This is a genomic window from Pseudomonas sp. GD03862 (assembly GCF_029840855.1).
Taxonomy (GTDB): Bacteria; Pseudomonadota; Gammaproteobacteria; order Pseudomonadales; family Pseudomonadaceae; genus Aquipseudomonas; species Aquipseudomonas alloputida.
Window position 1 is genome coordinate 41,525 of sequence record NZ_JAOCDI010000035.1, and the last position, 15,051, is coordinate 56,575.

At 62.4% G+C, this 15,051-nt stretch carries 15 protein-coding genes; 8 read left to right on the forward strand and 7 right to left on the reverse strand.

The window, feature by feature from the left end; translation table 11 throughout:
- Positions 1 to 9: 9 nt before the first annotated feature.
- Genes ssuC through N5D53_RS20590 form a run of 3 tightly spaced genes read left to right on the forward strand, consistent with a single transcriptional unit; the run spans position 10 to position 1,859 of the window.
- Positions 10 to 807, forward strand: coding sequence for an aliphatic sulfonate ABC transporter permease SsuC (ssuC, locus tag N5D53_RS20580; RefSeq protein ID WP_020191050.1), 798 nt, complete (start codon positions 10 to 12; stop codon positions 805 to 807).
- Positions 804 to 1,616 (forward strand): aliphatic sulfonates ABC transporter ATP-binding protein, encoded by an 813-nt coding sequence (ssuB, locus tag N5D53_RS20585; protein ID WP_010951617.1) that lies wholly within the window; start codon positions 804 to 806, stop codon positions 1,614 to 1,616. Before ssuC ends, ssuB begins: the two co-directional genes overlap by 4 nt.
- Before the next feature lie 27 nt (positions 1,617 to 1,643).
- Complete coding sequence (locus N5D53_RS20590) at positions 1,644 to 1,859, forward strand: molybdopterin-binding protein (RefSeq protein WP_003255829.1); 216 nt, start codon at positions 1,644 to 1,646, stop codon at positions 1,857 to 1,859.
- A 142-nt stretch (positions 1,860 to 2,001) separates the two neighbouring features.
- Here N5D53_RS20590 and N5D53_RS20595 read toward each other — a convergent pair whose 3' ends face one another.
- The 4 genes from N5D53_RS20595 to N5D53_RS20610 all read right to left on the reverse strand — a co-directional run bounded on the left by N5D53_RS20595 (position 2,002) and on the right by N5D53_RS20610 (position 7,072).
- Positions 2,002 to 2,634, reverse strand: coding sequence for a TetR/AcrR family transcriptional regulator (locus tag N5D53_RS20595; RefSeq protein WP_104960595.1), 633 nt, complete (start codon positions 2,632 to 2,634; stop codon positions 2,002 to 2,004).
- Positions 2,634 to 4,226, reverse strand: coding sequence for a glutamate--cysteine ligase (gene gshA / locus N5D53_RS20600; RefSeq protein WP_104960596.1), 1,593 nt, complete (start codon positions 4,224 to 4,226; stop codon positions 2,634 to 2,636). Before gshA ends, N5D53_RS20595 begins: the two co-directional genes overlap by 1 nt.
- A gap of 138 nt (positions 4,227 to 4,364) precedes the next feature.
- A complete protein-coding gene (locus tag N5D53_RS20605; protein WP_003255824.1) occupies positions 4,365 to 4,748 on the reverse strand; it encodes a PaaI family thioesterase in 384 nt (127 codons plus the stop codon).
- The gene (locus tag N5D53_RS20610) at positions 4,748 to 7,072 is read right to left on the reverse strand and encodes a Tex family protein (protein ID WP_190869781.1); all 2,325 of its coding nucleotides are present in this window, start codon (positions 7,070 to 7,072) and stop codon (positions 4,748 to 4,750) included. The genes N5D53_RS20605 and N5D53_RS20610 overlap by 1 nt, the downstream gene beginning before the upstream one ends.
- 217 nt (positions 7,073 to 7,289) lie before the next feature.
- Here N5D53_RS20610 and ompR point away from each other — a divergent pair, with 217 nt between their 5' ends.
- Both ompR and N5D53_RS20620 read left to right on the forward strand, forming a co-directional pair.
- Entirely contained in the window at positions 7,290 to 8,030 is a 741-nt protein-coding gene (ompR, locus tag N5D53_RS20615) for a two-component system response regulator OmpR (protein WP_003255821.1), read from the forward strand.
- Positions 8,031 to 8,043: 13 nt separating this feature from the next.
- Entirely contained in the window at positions 8,044 to 9,357 is a 1,314-nt protein-coding gene (locus N5D53_RS20620) for an ATP-binding protein (RefSeq protein ID WP_104960597.1), read from the forward strand.
- A 97-nt stretch (positions 9,358 to 9,454) separates the two neighbouring features.
- On the opposite strand, the gene rimK is transcribed toward N5D53_RS20620, so the two are convergent.
- Complete coding sequence (gene rimK / locus N5D53_RS20625) at positions 9,455 to 10,360, reverse strand: 30S ribosomal protein S6--L-glutamate ligase (RefSeq protein WP_003255817.1); 906 nt, start codon at positions 10,358 to 10,360, stop codon at positions 9,455 to 9,457.
- A complete protein-coding gene (locus N5D53_RS20630; protein ID WP_004576370.1) occupies positions 10,357 to 10,839 on the reverse strand; it encodes an ATP-dependent zinc protease in 483 nt (160 codons plus the stop codon). The genes rimK and N5D53_RS20630 overlap by 4 nt, the downstream gene beginning before the upstream one ends.
- Before the next feature lie 109 nt (positions 10,840 to 10,948).
- Between N5D53_RS20630 and N5D53_RS20635 the strand changes: the two genes are divergently transcribed.
- Positions 10,949 to 11,350, forward strand: coding sequence for a S4 domain-containing protein (locus N5D53_RS20635; protein ID WP_003255812.1), 402 nt, complete (start codon positions 10,949 to 10,951; stop codon positions 11,348 to 11,350).
- A gap of 26 nt (positions 11,351 to 11,376) precedes the next feature.
- Here the strand turns inward: N5D53_RS20635 and N5D53_RS20640 are convergent, their stop codons facing one another.
- Complete coding sequence (locus N5D53_RS20640; protein WP_104886822.1) at positions 11,377 to 12,171, reverse strand: phosphatase PAP2 family protein; 795 nt, start codon at positions 12,169 to 12,171, stop codon at positions 11,377 to 11,379.
- 120 nt (positions 12,172 to 12,291) lie between these two features.
- Here N5D53_RS20640 and hslO point away from each other — a divergent pair, with 120 nt between their 5' ends.
- Positions 12,292 to 13,191, forward strand: a complete 900-nt coding sequence (gene hslO / locus N5D53_RS20645) for an Hsp33 family molecular chaperone HslO (RefSeq protein ID WP_190869780.1) — start codon at positions 12,292 to 12,294, stop codon at positions 13,189 to 13,191.
- A 179-nt stretch (positions 13,192 to 13,370) separates the two neighbouring features.
- On the forward strand, positions 13,371 to 14,912 hold the full coding sequence (locus N5D53_RS20650; RefSeq protein ID WP_003255806.1) for a phosphoenolpyruvate carboxykinase: 1,542 nt from the start codon (positions 13,371 to 13,373) through the stop codon (positions 14,910 to 14,912).
- The last annotated feature ends 139 nt before the right edge of the window (positions 14,913 to 15,051 follow it).

Consider the following 15,051-nt stretch of genomic DNA (forward strand, 5'->3'; position numbering starts at 1 on the left):
GGCCTGGCCATGAGTCGTGCAACTTCTTCCAACCTGACCCAGCGCCTGGCGCCGTGGGCGCTGCCGGTGCTGCTGTTGGCCATATGGCAACTGGCCGTCAGCGCCGGCTGGCTGTCGACGCGTATCCTGCCGGCACCTAGCGCAGTGGTAAGCGCTGGCGTCGAGCTGGTACGCAGCGGCGAAATCTGGACCCACCTGGCCATCAGCGGCTGGCGTGCAGGCCTGGGCTTTGTCATCGGCGGCAGCATCGGCCTGGTACTGGGCTTCATCACCGGCTTGTCGAACTGGGGCGAGCGCCTGCTCGACAGCTCGGTACAGATGATCCGCAACGTGCCGCACCTCGCGCTGATCCCGCTGGTGATTCTGTGGTTCGGTATCGACGAATCGGCAAAGATCTTTCTGGTCGCGCTGGGCACGTTGTTCCCGATCTACCTGAACACCTACCACGGCATCCGTAACGTTGACCCAGCGTTGGTGGAAATGGCGCGCAGTTACGGCTTGTCCGGCTTCGGCCTGTTCCGCCAGGTGATCTTGCCGGGGGCGCTGCCTTCGATCCTGGTGGGTGTGCGTTTCGCCCTTGGCTTCATGTGGCTGACGCTGATTGTTGCCGAAACCATTTCGGCCAACGCCGGCATCGGTTACCTGGCAATGAATGCTCGCGAATTTCTTCAGACCGACGTGGTAGTGCTGGCCATCGTCCTGTATGCCGTGCTCGGCAAGCTTGCCGACCTTGCGGCCCGAGGCCTGGAGCGTGTGTGGCTGCGCTGGCACCCGGCCTATCAAGTTTCCAGGAAGGAGGGCGCATGACCGTGCTCAAGGAACAGCCGCCACGCCTGCTGCGTGGCACCCCGCTGGCCTCCAAGGGCCTGCGCAAGACCTTTGGCCAGCGCGAAGTTTTGAAGGGTATCGACCTGCACATCCCGGCCGGCCAGTTCGTGGCCATTGTCGGCCGCAGCGGCTGCGGCAAGAGCACTTTGCTGCGGCTGCTGGCCGGGCTGGACCAGCCCACCGCCGGGCAGCTACTGGCGGGTGCCGCGCCGCTGGAAGAGGCCCGTGAAGAAACCCGCCTGATGTTCCAGGACGCGCGGCTGCTGCCGTGGAAGAAGGTGATCGACAACGTTGGCCTTGGGCTGTCTGGCGACTGGCGCCCGCGTGCGCTGGAGGCCTTGGATGCGGTTGGCCTGGCCGACCGCGCCAACGAATGGCCGGCAGCGCTCTCGGGAGGCCAGAAGCAGCGCGTGGCTTTGGCCCGAGCCTTGATTCACCAACCCCGCCTGCTGCTGCTGGACGAGCCACTGGGGGCGCTGGATGCATTGACCCGCATCGAGATGCAGCAACTGATCGAACGCCTGTGGCGTCAGCACGGCTTCACTGTGCTGCTGGTGACCCACGACGTCAGCGAGGCGGTTGCCGTGGCTGACCGGGTGATCCTGATCGAGGACGGCGAGGTCGGGCTCGACCTCACTGTTGACCTGGCACGGCCCCGGGCGCGTGGTTCGCACCGTCTGGCCGCGCTGGAAAGCGAAGTGCTCAACCGTGTTCTGTCCACCCCGGGCACTGCGCCCGAGCCGGATCCTGTAGCCCCTCTGCCCACGCAACTGCGCTGGGCGCATTGAATCCCAGAAGCCAAAAGGAAACAAACCATGACTATCAAAGCCATCAACGTTCGCAACCAGTTCAAAGGTACTGTGAAAGAAATCCTCGAAGGCCCGGTACTGTCGGAAATCGACGTGCAGACGGCTTCGGGTATCGTCACTTCGGTGATTACCACCCGCTCCGTGCGGGAGCTGGAGTTGCAGGTGGGCAGTGAAGTGATTGCCTTTGTGAAGTCGACCGAAGTGTCTATCGCCAAGCTGTGATGCGGCGGGTCGATATTGGGGCTGCTTTGCAGCCCTTCGCGGGCACGCCCGCTCCCACAGGTACTTCGCAAGCTCCAGGGTGCGCGCGGGCTCTGTGGGAGCGGGCTTGCCCGCGAAGGGCCGCCAAGCGGCCCCAGATTTCTCAGCTGGAACGCTTGGCCAGAAACGGCGGCAGATACAACCCCAGATACGCTTCGAACACCCGCTTGCCTTCCTCGGCCATGCGCGGGGTGATCGCCTCGTGCAGCTGCACCGACCGTGCATACACCCGGTCGCTCAACTCCATGGCCAGGGCAAACACATCCACATCCGGTGGCATCACCGGCAGGTGAAAATGCTGGTCGAACAACTTGTGCATCAAGTCGCCCAGTTCCATGTCGTGCTGCCGGTCGGCCTGCACTACCTCGCTCAGGCCATGCTGCGCCAGGATCAACTGCCGCGCCGCGGCATCCTCGTGATAGATATCAAGCATGCGTTGTTCGATCAGCCGTGACAGTTCGTGCCAGGTGCTGAACGTGCTGCTGTCGATCGGAGCGCTCAGGGCTTCGCGAAACGCCCGGTGCACATCTGCAGTAAGTGCCTCCAGCAAGGCGGGCACGCTGGCGAAGAAGTGATACACCGACGAAGGCGGAATCTGCGCCCGCTCGGCCACGCTGTAGATAGAAAGAGCTGCCACCCCTTGTTCGGCCAACAGCTCACGCGCAGCCGCCAGGATCGCCTCGATCCTGGCCTGGCTGCTGGCGCGCGGTTTGCGCGGGGTGGTGGTGCGGCTCATCAACTGCTGATTGCCAGGATGCTGGCCTGGTAGGCGCCGACGAACAGGTCGAAGTCACCGACTTCGTCTTGCTCCAGCTCGGACTGCCTGGCGAGCGATTCGCGGGCCAGCGTCTCGAATGCTTGCTGCTTTTCGTTGCTCAGCGGTTGCTCGCGGAAAGTCTCGGCGTGCACACGGCTCTGGCGCATCGAGAACTGGACGAAGCTTTCGTCATGCTCGGTCATGCGTGCCAGCACCTGGGCCGACGGGGTCAGCGAGGTGTCGTCGACCTTGGCCTGCTGCGCATCCAGGGCCTTGGCGTGCTCATCAGAGCCTTGCGCCTGGTCGAGCAGATTGGCCAATTGGCGGATACGCTCGATCAGCTCGCTGGCCCAGTCTTTCAGGCTGATCGGCTGGCCATTGCGGTGCAACTCCAGGCCCGGACGACGGCCTTCCTTGACCACGGTCAGGAAGTTGCTGGTGCACTGGCCGCACTCACCGTTGTCCAGTTGCGGGCTTTCTTCCAGCGCGCAGAACAGCAGGAATGCGTCGAGGAAGCGCGCCTCGGTCAGGTCGATACCGACCGGCAGGAACGGGTTGATGTCCAGGCAGCGCACTTCCACATACTGCACACCCCGCGAGGTCAGGGCCTGGATCGGCCGCTCGCCGGTGTAGGTGACGCGCTTGGGGCGGATGTTCGAGTAGTACTCGTTTTCGATCTGCAGAATGTTGGTGTTCAGCTGAACCCACTCACCATCCACATGCGTGCCGATTTCAACGTAAGGCGGGTAGGGCGTGCCAACGGCCTTGCGCAGGCTGTCGGTGTAGCTGGCCAGGTTGTTGTAGCAGGGCGTAAGACCAGCCTGGGCGTTGCTCTGGTAACCCAGGTCGCTCATGCGCAGGCTGGTGGCATAAGGCAGGAACAGGGTTTCGGCATCCAGCTCTTCGAGCTGGTGCGGGCGGCCACGCAGGAAGCCTTTGTCCAGGGCCGGCGAGGCGCCGAACAGGTACATCAGCAGCCAGCTGTAGCGGCGGAAGTTACGAATCAGCGCGATGTAGGCCGACGACTGGTAGTCGCGGTCATTTTCCGTGCTACCTTCGGCTTCGCGCAGCAGTGGCCAAAGCGCTTCGGGCAGCGAGAAATTGTAATGAATACCGGCGATGCACTGCATGGTGCGGCCGTAGCGCAGGGCCAGGCCCTTGCGGTAGACGTGTTTGAGCTTGCCGATGTTCGAGCTGCCGTACTCGGCGATCGGGATATCCTCCTCGGCCGGCAGCGTGCACGGCATCGACGGGCTCCACAGGTATTCGTCGCCCAGCTTGCTGTAGACGAAACGGTGGGTCTCTTCGAGGCTTTCGAGCACCTTGGCCGGGTCGGCCAGCGCTGGGGTGATGAACTCCAGCAGCGACTCGGAATAATCGGTGGTGATCTGCTCGTTGGTCAGCGCCGATCCCAGTGCTTCCGGATGCGGGGTCTGGGCCAGGCGACCTTCATCGGTCACGCGCAGGCATTCGCGCTCAATACCGTGCAGGCACTGCTTGAGCAGGGGGAGATTGGCGCCGAGCAGGCTCAGGCGGCGGTTGAGGAGTTCGCTCAAGATGTATTCCTTCACGCGTCAGTCGCCCCAATATGGGGGTAGAGATAACGGTCTACAAGGGTAGGAAGAAAGGAACTGGCGTTGTCGCCTGGTTTACGCGGTTCCAGCAGTGCCAGCGCACTGCTGAAAATACCGCAGATACTGCTTGGTGAGCTAGAGAACCGCGAAGGTTCCTTGCGCTTTGGCCACCAGCTTGTCGCCCTGAACTACGTCGGCGTCGACCACCAGGGTGCGCCGCCCGGCGTGCAGCACACGGGCGGTGCACAGCACTTCGCCGTCGCTGACGGCACGCATGTAGTTGATCTTGCACTCAATGGTGACGCTTTGCTGGTCAAAGCCATGGCTGGCCGAGCAAGCCAGGCCCATGGCGATGTCCACCAGGCTGAAGATCGCCCCGCCGTGCAGCTTCTGGCCACGGTTGCGCAACTGTGGCTCGAGCGCCAGGGCTACCTCGGCAACACCGGTGTCCAGGTGTTGCAGGCGGCAGCCCAGCAGCTGGCTGAAGGCGCTTTCGACGTATTCGCGAGGTACGTCCATTACTTCTTCTTCAGTTGCTTGGCATTGGCGAACAGGGCGGCCATGGCGTTGTTGGCCGGGGCTGCGGTGGCGGTTTCGCGCTGACGCGGTGCCTGCGGCTGGCGATTGCCGCCATTGCCACGATTACCACCGCGGTTGCCTTCGACCTTCTCGCCCGGGGTGTCGCTCATGCGCATGGACAGGCCGACGCGTTTGCGCGGGATGTCCACTTCCATGACCTTGACCTTGACCACATCGCCGGCCTTGACCGCCTCACGCGGGTCTTTGACGAACTTCTCCGACAGTGCCGAGATATGCACCAGGCCGTCCTGGTGCACGCCGATGTCGACGAAGGCACCGAAGTTGGTAACGTTGGTCACCACGCCTTCGAGGATCATGCCCGGTTCCAGGTCCTTGAGGTCTTCGACGCCTTCCTGGAAGGTGGCGGTCTTGAACTCCGGACGTGGGTCGCGGCCGGGCTTGTCCAGCTCTTGCAGGATGTCGGTGACGGTTGGCACGCCGAAGGTTTCATCGGTGAACTTTTTCGGGTCCAGGCGCTTGAGGAAGCTGCTGTCACCAATCAGCGAGCGGATGTCGCGGTCGGTATCGGCAGCAATGCGCTGCACCAGCGGGTAAGCCTCAGGGTGCACCGCAGAGGCGTCCAGCGGGTTGTCGCCGTTCATCACGCGCAGGAAGCCGGCGGCCTGCTCGAAGGTTTTCTCACCCAGGCGGCTGACCTTTTTCAGCGCTGCACGGGTGGCAAACGGGCCATTGGCATCGCGGTGGGCGACGATGTTCTGTGCCAGGGTGGCATTGAGGCCGGAGATGCGCGTCAGCAGTGCCACCGAAGCGGTGTTCACGTCCACGCCCACGGCGTTCACACAGTCCTCGACCACCGCGTCCAGGCCACGTGCCAGTTTCAGCTGGGACACGTCGTGCTGGTACTGGCCGACACCGATGGATTTCGGATCGATCTTCACCAGTTCGGCCAGCGGATCCTGCAGGCGGCGGGCGATCGACACGGCGCCGCGGATCGACACGTCCAGGTCCGGGAACTCGCGGGCGGCCAGTTCCGATGCCGAGTACACCGACGCACCGGCTTCGGAAACCATGATCTTGGTGATTTTCAGGGCGGGATATTTCTTGACCAACTCGGTCACCAGCTTGTCGCTTTCGCGGCTGGCGGTGCCGTTGCCGATGGCGATCAGCTCCACCGAGTGTTTGGCGCACAGTGCGGCCATGATGGAAATGGTGCGGTCCCAGTCGTTCTTCGGCGCGTGCGGGTAGACCGTGGTGTGGTCCAGCAGCTTGCCGGTTGCGTCGACCACGGCGATCTTGCAGCCGGTGCGCAGGCCCGGGTCGAAGCCCAGGGTGGCGCGCGGGCCGGCCGGGGCGGCCAGCAGCAGATCGTGCAGGTTGTGGGCGAACACGTTGATCGCCTCGCCTTCGGCACTGTCGCGCAGCTCGCCGAACAGGTCGGTTTCCAGGTGGGTGTACAGCTTGACCTTCCAGGTCCAGCGCACCACTTCACCCAGCCACTTGTCGGCCGGCCGGCTGCGGTTCTCGATGCCGACGTGGTTGCCGATCATCAGCTCGCACGGGTGCAGGGTGCCGGGCAGCTCTTCGCCGACCTTCAGCGAGACGCTCAACACGCCTTCGTTGCGCCCGCGGAAGATCGCCAGGGCCCGGTGCGATGGCGCCGTGCGCAGCAGCTCGTCATGAGCGAAATAGTCGCGGAACTTGGCGCCTTCTTCTTCCTTGCCGGCCACGACGCGGGCGCTGAGCACGGCTTCCTGCTTGAGGTAGCTGCGCAGCTTGTCGAGCAGGGCGGCGTCTTCGGCAAAGCGCTCCATCAGGATGTACTTGGCGCCTTCCAGCGCGGCCTTGACGTCGGCCACGCCCTTTTCGGCGTTGACGAAGCGTGCGGCTTCGCTTTCCGGGACCAGGGTCGGGTCGTTGAACAGGCCATCGGCCAGTTCGCCAAGGCCGGCTTCCAGGGCGATCTGGCCCTTGGTGCGGCGCTTCTGCTTGTACGGCAGGTACAGGTCTTCGAGGCGGGTCTTGGTGTCGGCCAGCTTGATCTCGCGGGCCAGTTCCGGGGTCAGCTTGCCCTGTTCCTCGATGCTGGAAAGGATGCTGGCGCGGCGCTCGTCGAGTTCGCGCAAGTAGCGCAGGCGCTCTTCCAGGTGGCGCAACTGAGTGTCGTCAAGGCTACCGGTCACTTCCTTGCGATAGCGGGCGATGAAGGGCACGGTCGAGCCTTCGTCCAACAGGCTCACGGCCGCCTCGACCTGCTGCGGGCGTACGCCCAGTTCCTCGGCGATACGGCTGTTGATGCTGTCCATGTAAACCACCTGACATTTGTGAATACGGGGGTCGCCTGTGGGCTTTTTGCCCGGCGGCGCTGGATGAAAGCCGCGCATTATACCCATCGCAAACGGCTTGCGGTGATGGCGCCCGGCCAGCCAGAACTGGCGCCGGGGGAAAAATCTGCTAACAATGCTCACGCAACGTGCAGCAATGGCTACGCCATAATGCGCGGCGATATCAGAGGAGTTATTCATGACCGGCACGCCAAACACCGCTGAAGGTGACAAGATTCTCATCGTCGACGACGATCCGGGGCTTAGCAGCCTGCTGGAACGTTTCTTCACCAGCAAAGGCTACCGTGCCCGTGCGGTGCCCAACACCGAGCAGATGGATCGCCTGCTGCAGCGCGAGGTGTTCAACCTGGTGGTGCTCGACCTGATGCTGCCAGGCGAGGATGGCCTGTCCGCCTGCAAGCGCCTGCGCCAGCAGAACAACCAGATCCCGATCATCATGCTGACCGCCAAGGGCGACGAGCTCAGCCGCATCAAGGGCCTGGAGCTGGGCGCCGACGACTACCTGGGCAAGCCGTTCAACCCGGACGAACTGATGGCCCGGGTCAAGGCGGTGCTGCGTCGCCAGGCTCCGAGCGTGCCGGGAGCGCCGGGCAGCGAGGACGAGTCGGTCACCTTCGGCGACTATGAGCTGTCGCTGGCCACCCGCGAGCTCAAGCGTGGCAACGAAGTGCACATGCTCACCACCGGCGAGTTCGCTGTGCTCAAGGCTCTGGTGATGCACGCCCGCGAGCCGTTGACCCGCGACAAGCTGATGAACCTGGCGCGCGGCCGCGAATGGGATGCGCTGGAGCGCTCCATCGACGTGCAGATTTCGCGCCTGCGTCGCATGATCGAGCCGGACCCGTCCAAGCCGCGTTACATCCAGACCGTCTGGGGCGTGGGCTACGTGTTCGTACCGGACGGAAACGCCGGAAAATGATGCCTGGACGTCGATGAAAACACCGCTCTGGTTTCCGCAAAGTTTCTTCGCCCGCACCCTGTGGCTGGTGTTGATCGTCGTTCTGTTCTCCAAGGCGCTGACCCTGGTCTACCTGCTGATGAACGAGGACGTGCTGGTCGACCGTCAGTACAGCCATGGTGTGGCGCTGACCTTGCGCGCCTATTGGGCCGCCGACGAAGAAGACCGCGACAAGATCGCCGAGGCGGCAGGTCTTATCCGGGTGACCGGCTCGGGTGTGCCCGAAGGCGAGCAGCATTGGCCCTACAGTGAAATCTACCAACGGCAGATGCAGGCCGAACTGGGTGACGACACCGAAGTGCGCCTGCGCATCCATGCACCGCCCGCGTTGTGGGTCAATGCGCCAAGCCTGGGTCCGGGTTGGCTGAAAGTGCCGCTGTACCCGCATCCATTGCGTGGGCAGAAGATCTGGAACGTGCTGGGCTGGTTCCTGGCCATTGGCTTGTTGTCCACCGCCTCGGCGTGGATTTTTGTGCGTCAGCTCAACCAGCCGCTCAAACGCTTGGTGTTCGCCGCCCGCCAGCTTGGCCAGGGGCGCAGTGTGCGCCTGCCGATCAGCGATACCCCCAGCGAGATGACCGAGGTGTACAAGGCGTTCAACCAGATGGCCGAGGATGTCGAGCAGGCCGGGCGCGAGCGTGAGTTGATGCTGGCCGGGGTTTCCCACGACTTGCGCACGCCACTGACGCGTCTGCGTCTGTCGCTGTCCTTGCTGAACAGCGACAACGAGCTGAGCGATGACATGGTTCGCGATATCGAGGACATGGACGCGATTCTCGATCAGTTCCTGGCCTTCATCCGCGATGGCCGTGACGAGCCGGTGGAAGAGGTCGACCTTGCTGACCTGGTGCGTGAGGTGGTGGCTCCGTACAACCAGCCGGTAGAGCGTGTGCGCCTGTGTCTGGAGCCGATTCCACCGTTCCCGCTGCGCCGGGTTTCGCTCAAGCGCATGCTGGGTAACCTGATCGGCAACGCCCTGCACCATGCTGGCAAGGGGGTCGAGGTGGCTGCCTATGTGTCAGGTGACGAGAGTGCGCCGTATGTGGTGCTCAGTGTGCTGGACCGGGGCACCGGTATTGACGAGTCGGAGCTGGAAACCATCTTCAACCCGTTCATTCGCGGTGACCGGGCACGGGGCGGCAAGGGCACCGGGCTGGGGCTGGCGATCGTCAAGCGGATTGCTGCGCAACATGGCGGGAACGTGGAGTTGCGTAACCGGTCTGGCGGCGGGATCGAGGCGCGGGTCAGGTTACCGCTGGGGCTGCTGCTGCCGCGTAATGCTGTGTGAGACTCACTGGCCTCTTCACGGCTAAAGCCGCACCTACAGGGATTGCGCAGTACCTGTGGCAGCGGCTTGGCCGCGAAGCGGCGGGTACAGGCTTGAATTAGCCTTTGCCCTTGGTCCGGGTCTGATTGGGCCCGCCATTCTTCTCCAGATGCTCGATGATCATCCCGGCGACGTTCTTGCCGGTGGTGACTTCGATGCCCTCCAGCCCTGGCGACGAGTTTACCTCCATCACCAACGGCCCGTGGTTGGAGCGCAGGATATCCACACCCGCCACGCTCAACCCCATCACCTTGGCCGCCCGAATGGCGGTGATGCGCTCTTCAGGGGTGATTTTTATCAGGCTGGCGACGCCACCCCGGTGCAGGTTGGAGCGGAACTCGCCTGGTTTGGCCTGACGCTTCATCGAAGCAATCACTTTGTCGCCTACCACGAAGCACCGGATATCTGCGCCACCGGCCTCCTTGATGTACTCCTGCACCATGATGTTCTGCTTGAGGCCCATGAACGCTTCGATCACCGACTCGGCCGCCTGGGGCGTTTCGCACAGCACCACGCCAATGCCCTGGGTGCCTTCCAGTACCTTGATCACCAGCGGGGCACCGTTGACCATCTGGATCAGGTCGGGGATATCGTCCGGCGAGTGGGCGAAACCGGTGATCGGCAGGCCTATGCCGCGCCGCGACAACAGTTGCAACGAGCGCAGCTTGTCGCGCGAGCGGGCAATGGCTACCGACTCGTTGAGCGGGTATACGCCCATCATTTCGAATTGGCGCAGCACCGCGCAGCCATAGAACGTAACCGAAGCACCTATGCGCGGGATCACTGCATCGAAGCCTTCCAGCGGCTTGCCGCGGTAGTGGATTTGCGGCTTGTGGCTGGCAATGTTCATGTAGGCCCGCAGGGTATCGATCACCACCATTTCGTGGCCACGCTGGGTACCGGCTTCGACCAGGCGGCGGGTGGAATACAGACGCGGATTGCGCGACAGCACAGCGATCTTCATGCAGCACCTGTGACAGGGGAAAGGGTGGCCGGGAAGGCCGGTTTGTCTTGTACGTATTTCAGGCCTGGGTTCACTACCAGCTGGCCGTGTATCAGGGCCTTGGAGCCAAGCAACAGGCGGTAGCGCATGTTCTTGCGGCAGGCCAGGGTGAACTCCACCTCCCACACACCATCACCCAGCGCCAGTGACGTGCGGATGACGTAGCGGGTCTGGGCGTGGCCGTTGGAGCTCTTGATGGTTTTCATCGTCACCAACGGTGCCTCGCAGCGGCGGTGGCGCAACTGCACCACCGAGCCCAGGTGCGCAGTGAAGCGAACCCAGGGCTGGCCGTCGCGCTCGAAGGGTTCCACTTCGGTGGCATGCAGGCTCGACGTGCTGGCACCGGTGTCGATCTTGGCGCGCAGCCCGGCCACGCCGAGGTCAGGCAGGGCGACCCACTCGCGCAGGCCGATCACAGTCAAATGGTCAAATGTCTTCACGAAGCGCACCCTGCGAATGAGGTGGTGAACTTTAAGCACGGCGGGGACTTTTTGCATCCGTATGTGAAGGTAGTACAGTTCGATGAAAGACAGAATCCGAGGTAACGGGATGGCACAAAAAGCCGAAGACGACGACAAGGTTCGCCTGGACAAATGGCTGTGGGCGGCGCGCTTCTACAAGACGCGAGCGCTGGCCAAGGCGGCGATCGAGAGTGGCAAGGTGCATTGCCGGGGCGAGCGTTGCAAGCCGGGCAAGGAGCCGCGGGTGGGCGACGAGTTCGTGCTGCGTACCGGCTTCGATGAGCGCACGGTGGTGGTGAAGGCGCTGTCGGTGGTGCGTCGTGGTGCCCCAGAGGCGCAGGCGTTGTACGAGGAAACCGAAGAAAGTGTGCGTCGCCGTGAACAGGCGGCTGAGATGCGTAAGGCCGGGGCCATGGGCGTGACCACCGATGGCCGGCCGACCAAGAAGCAGCGGCGGCAGATTCATCAGCTGCATGGAAGTTACGATTGAATGGGGCTGCTGCGAGCCCCAAAAATCTAGCGCAACACCGCCATTCGTCCGACCAACGGTAACGTGGACAGCAGCTTGAACAACGGCGCTGTCCAGCGCATCAACGCCTCGCTGCCTTTGGCCGCCAGCGGCGTGTAGTAGCTCCAGCCCAGCGCCAGTACGGCCATCAGCAAGCCGCCAATGTAGTCGTCCTGCCCCCAATGGGCACCGGCCACCAGGCGCGGCAGCATGAACAGCGCTGCGAGCCCCCAGACCACCAGGTATTGCGCAAGGCCGCGGCTGAACACGCTCATGAACAGCGCCCAGATCAACAGCACCGAGGCGTGATCACCCGGAAAACTCTTGCTGGAGCGGTCCTTGAGTTCCCAGGCAGCCTCCAGGTTCGGGTAATAGTCACTCAGGTGCACGACGTCGTCGAAGATCATCGATGGACTCTTGTGTTGCCACCCGGCTGCATCCACCCACTTGGAAAACAGCGCGCGAATCACCACTAAGAGGAGTAGCGTGACCAGAAAGCCGAAAAATGCCTGGCGAACCTGAGCAGCCTTGAACACCCAGTCACCACGAATGAGCACTGCCAGCAGGATCAGGCCGACGACGATGTCGAACGGGCGTAGGCTGCCGATGGTCCAGATGTAGCGCCAGGTGGTGCTATCGGCCAGCGGCGCGTTCAGGCTGCGGAACAGCCACTCGTCGAAAGTCAGGCACAGGATCTGGCCAAAAGGCCATAACCAGAAACACAGTAGAGCGATGGGAAGCAGCGTACAGGCTGCCAATGGCCCCCAGGACCACCTTGCTTGGAACAGTGGTCGATTGTCCATAAAATACCTCTATTGCAAACAGGAATCGGAGCGCCTTGTAAGCGCTCTGTCACGGGTTCTCGCCGGTTTTCGACAACCCTTGTAACCATTTTGTCATCATTTTTTAGATAGCCGAAACCTATGAGCGATTTGCCTGATACCGATTTCACCCAACGTTTCATCTTCGACGAGCGCGATGTGCGCGGCGAGTGGGTGTCTCTCGATGACAGCTACGCCGCGGTGTTGGCGCGTCATGAGTACCCCCAGCCGGTCAAGGTGCTGCTCGGCGAGTTGATGGCCGCCACCGCCTTGCTGGTGGGTGCGATGAAGTTCGATGGCCTGCTGATTCTGCAGGCGCGTTCGGCCGGGCCGATTCCGCTGCTGATGGTGGAATGTTCCAGTGAGCGCGAGATTCGTGGCATGGCCCGCTACGAAGCGGACCAGATTCCGGCTTGTGCCACCCTGTCGCAGCTGATGCCCGACGGCCACCTGACCCTGACCATCGACCCGGTCAAGGGCCAGCGCTACCAGGGGACCGTCGACCTCGATGGCGTCAACCTGTCTGAATGTTTCACCAACTACTTCGTCCAGTCGCAGCAGCTCAATACCTGTTTCTGGCTCAATGCCGAAGGCGGCAAGGCCCGTGGGCTATTGCTGCAGCAACTGCCGCGTGATCGCCAGCCGGATGATGAAGAGCGCGAAGACAGCTGGCAGCATGTGGTCGCCCTGGCCAAGACGCTCAAGCCTGAAGAGTGGACAGAGGGCAACGAAACCCTGCTGCACCGCCTGTATCACGAAGACGCCGTGCGCCTGTTCGATATCCAGCCACTGCGCTTCAATTGCAGCTGTTCGCGGGAACGCTCCGGCAATGCGCTGGTCAGTCTGGGCGAGCACGACGCCAAGGCGCTGGTGGACGAATGTGGCGGGACGGTAGAGATCGATTGCCAGTTCTGCAACGAGCGCTACTTCTTCGATGCCAGCGATGTGGCGCAATTGTTTGCGGGTGGCGGTACTGACGTGGCCTCAGAAACTCGTCACTGAAACGTTAAATCACAGGATAATCTCCTGTCGAATTGCGCAAAAGCGCAGTTCTGACAGGAGGGGCCTACTTTTTTTGGGCGTTTCTGGCATAATCCGGCCACTTTTTTCGCTGTAGTAGTTTTTTCAAGACAACTACAAAACGTTTGGAGCACTCGGCCTCGGGCCGGATGGGGTATCTCATGACGCAAGCCAACAACACCGTGTACACCGACCTGAGCGTCGATGAGCTGGTAAAAGAAGCGCTGCAACGCGGTGAAGGCGTACTAGCCGATACTGGCGCACTGGTCGTGGAGACTGGTCACCGTACCGGCCGTTCGCCGGCTGACCGTTTCATCGTCGAAGAACCTTCCACCCAGGACGCCATTTCCTGGGGCCCGATCAACCGCAAGTTCCCGGCCGACAAGTTCGATGCCCTGTGGGCTCGCGTCGAGGCGTTCAACAACGCCCAGGATCACTTCGTTTCCTATGTTCACGTAGGGGCCGCAGCCGAGCACTACCTGCCGGTGAAGATGACCACCCAGACTGCCTGGCAGAACCTGTTCGGTCGTTGCCTGTTCATCAACCCGGAGCAGTTCAACCCGGCTGGCCGCGACCAGTGGCAGATCCTCAACGTCGCCAACTTCGTGTGCGAGCCTGAGCGTGACGGCACCAACTCCGACGGTTGCGTGATCATCAACTTCGCCCAGAAGAAAGTGCTGATCGCTGGCATGCGCTACGCCGGCGAAATGAAGAAAGCCATGTTCTCGGTGCAGAACTTCCTGCTGCCGGCTGCCGACGTACTGCCTATGCACTGCGCGGCCAACATCGGCGAAGAAGGCGATGTGACCTTGTTCTTCGGCCTGTCCGGCACTGGCAAGACTACCCTTTCGGCTGACGAAAGCCGTTACCTGATCGGTGACGACGAGCACGGTTGGGGCGAAGGCGTTGTCTTCAACATGGAAGGCGGCTGCTACGCCAAGTGCATCGACCTGTCCGAGAAGAACGAGCCGGTCATCTGGAAAGCCATCAAGCACGGCGCAGTACTGGAAAACGTCGTTCTCGACGCCAACAAGCACGCCGACTACACCGATGTCAGCCTGACTCAGAACAGCCGTGCGGCCTACCCGCTGGAGCACGTTGCCAAGCGTTCGGAAGCGAACCTGGGCGGCGAGCCTAACGCAGTGATCTTCCTCACCTGCGACCTTACAGGTGTTCTGCCTCCGGTTTCGATCCTGAACAACGAGCAGGCGGCCTACCACTTCCTGTCCGGCTACACCGCGCTGGTCGGTTCCACTGAAATGGGTTCGGGCGGCGGCATCAAGTCGACCTTCTCCACCTGCTTCGGCGCACCGTTCTTCCCGCGTCCGGCTGGCGAGTACGCCGAGTTGCTGATCAAGCGTATCAACGGTTTCAACTCCAAGGTCTACCTGGTCAACACCGGCTGGACCGGTGGTGGCTACGGCGTTGGCAAGCGCTTCAGCATCCCCACCACCCGTGCCGTGATCGCTGCAATCCAGAGCGGCGCACTGGTCGGTGCCGAAACCGAGCACCTGGACATCATCAACCTGGACGTGCCGAAGGCCGTTCCGGGCGTTGAAACCGAACTGCTCAACCCGCGCACCAACTGGGCTGACAAAGCGGCCTACGACGAGGCTGCCAAAGGTCTGGCCAAGCTGTTCATCGAAAACTTCAAGAAGTTCGAAGTTTCCGACGCCATCAAGGCCGCTGGCCCGCAGCTGTAAGCCGAGCTCAGCCGCAACGAGAAAGCCGCCCCCAGGGGCGGCTTTTTTGTGGGTTCGGGTTTTCCCGCGAAAGGGCCGGACCTGCTGACCAATTTCCACCCGTGGTTCACCGTCGCAGCCGCCATCGTATTCGCGGGTA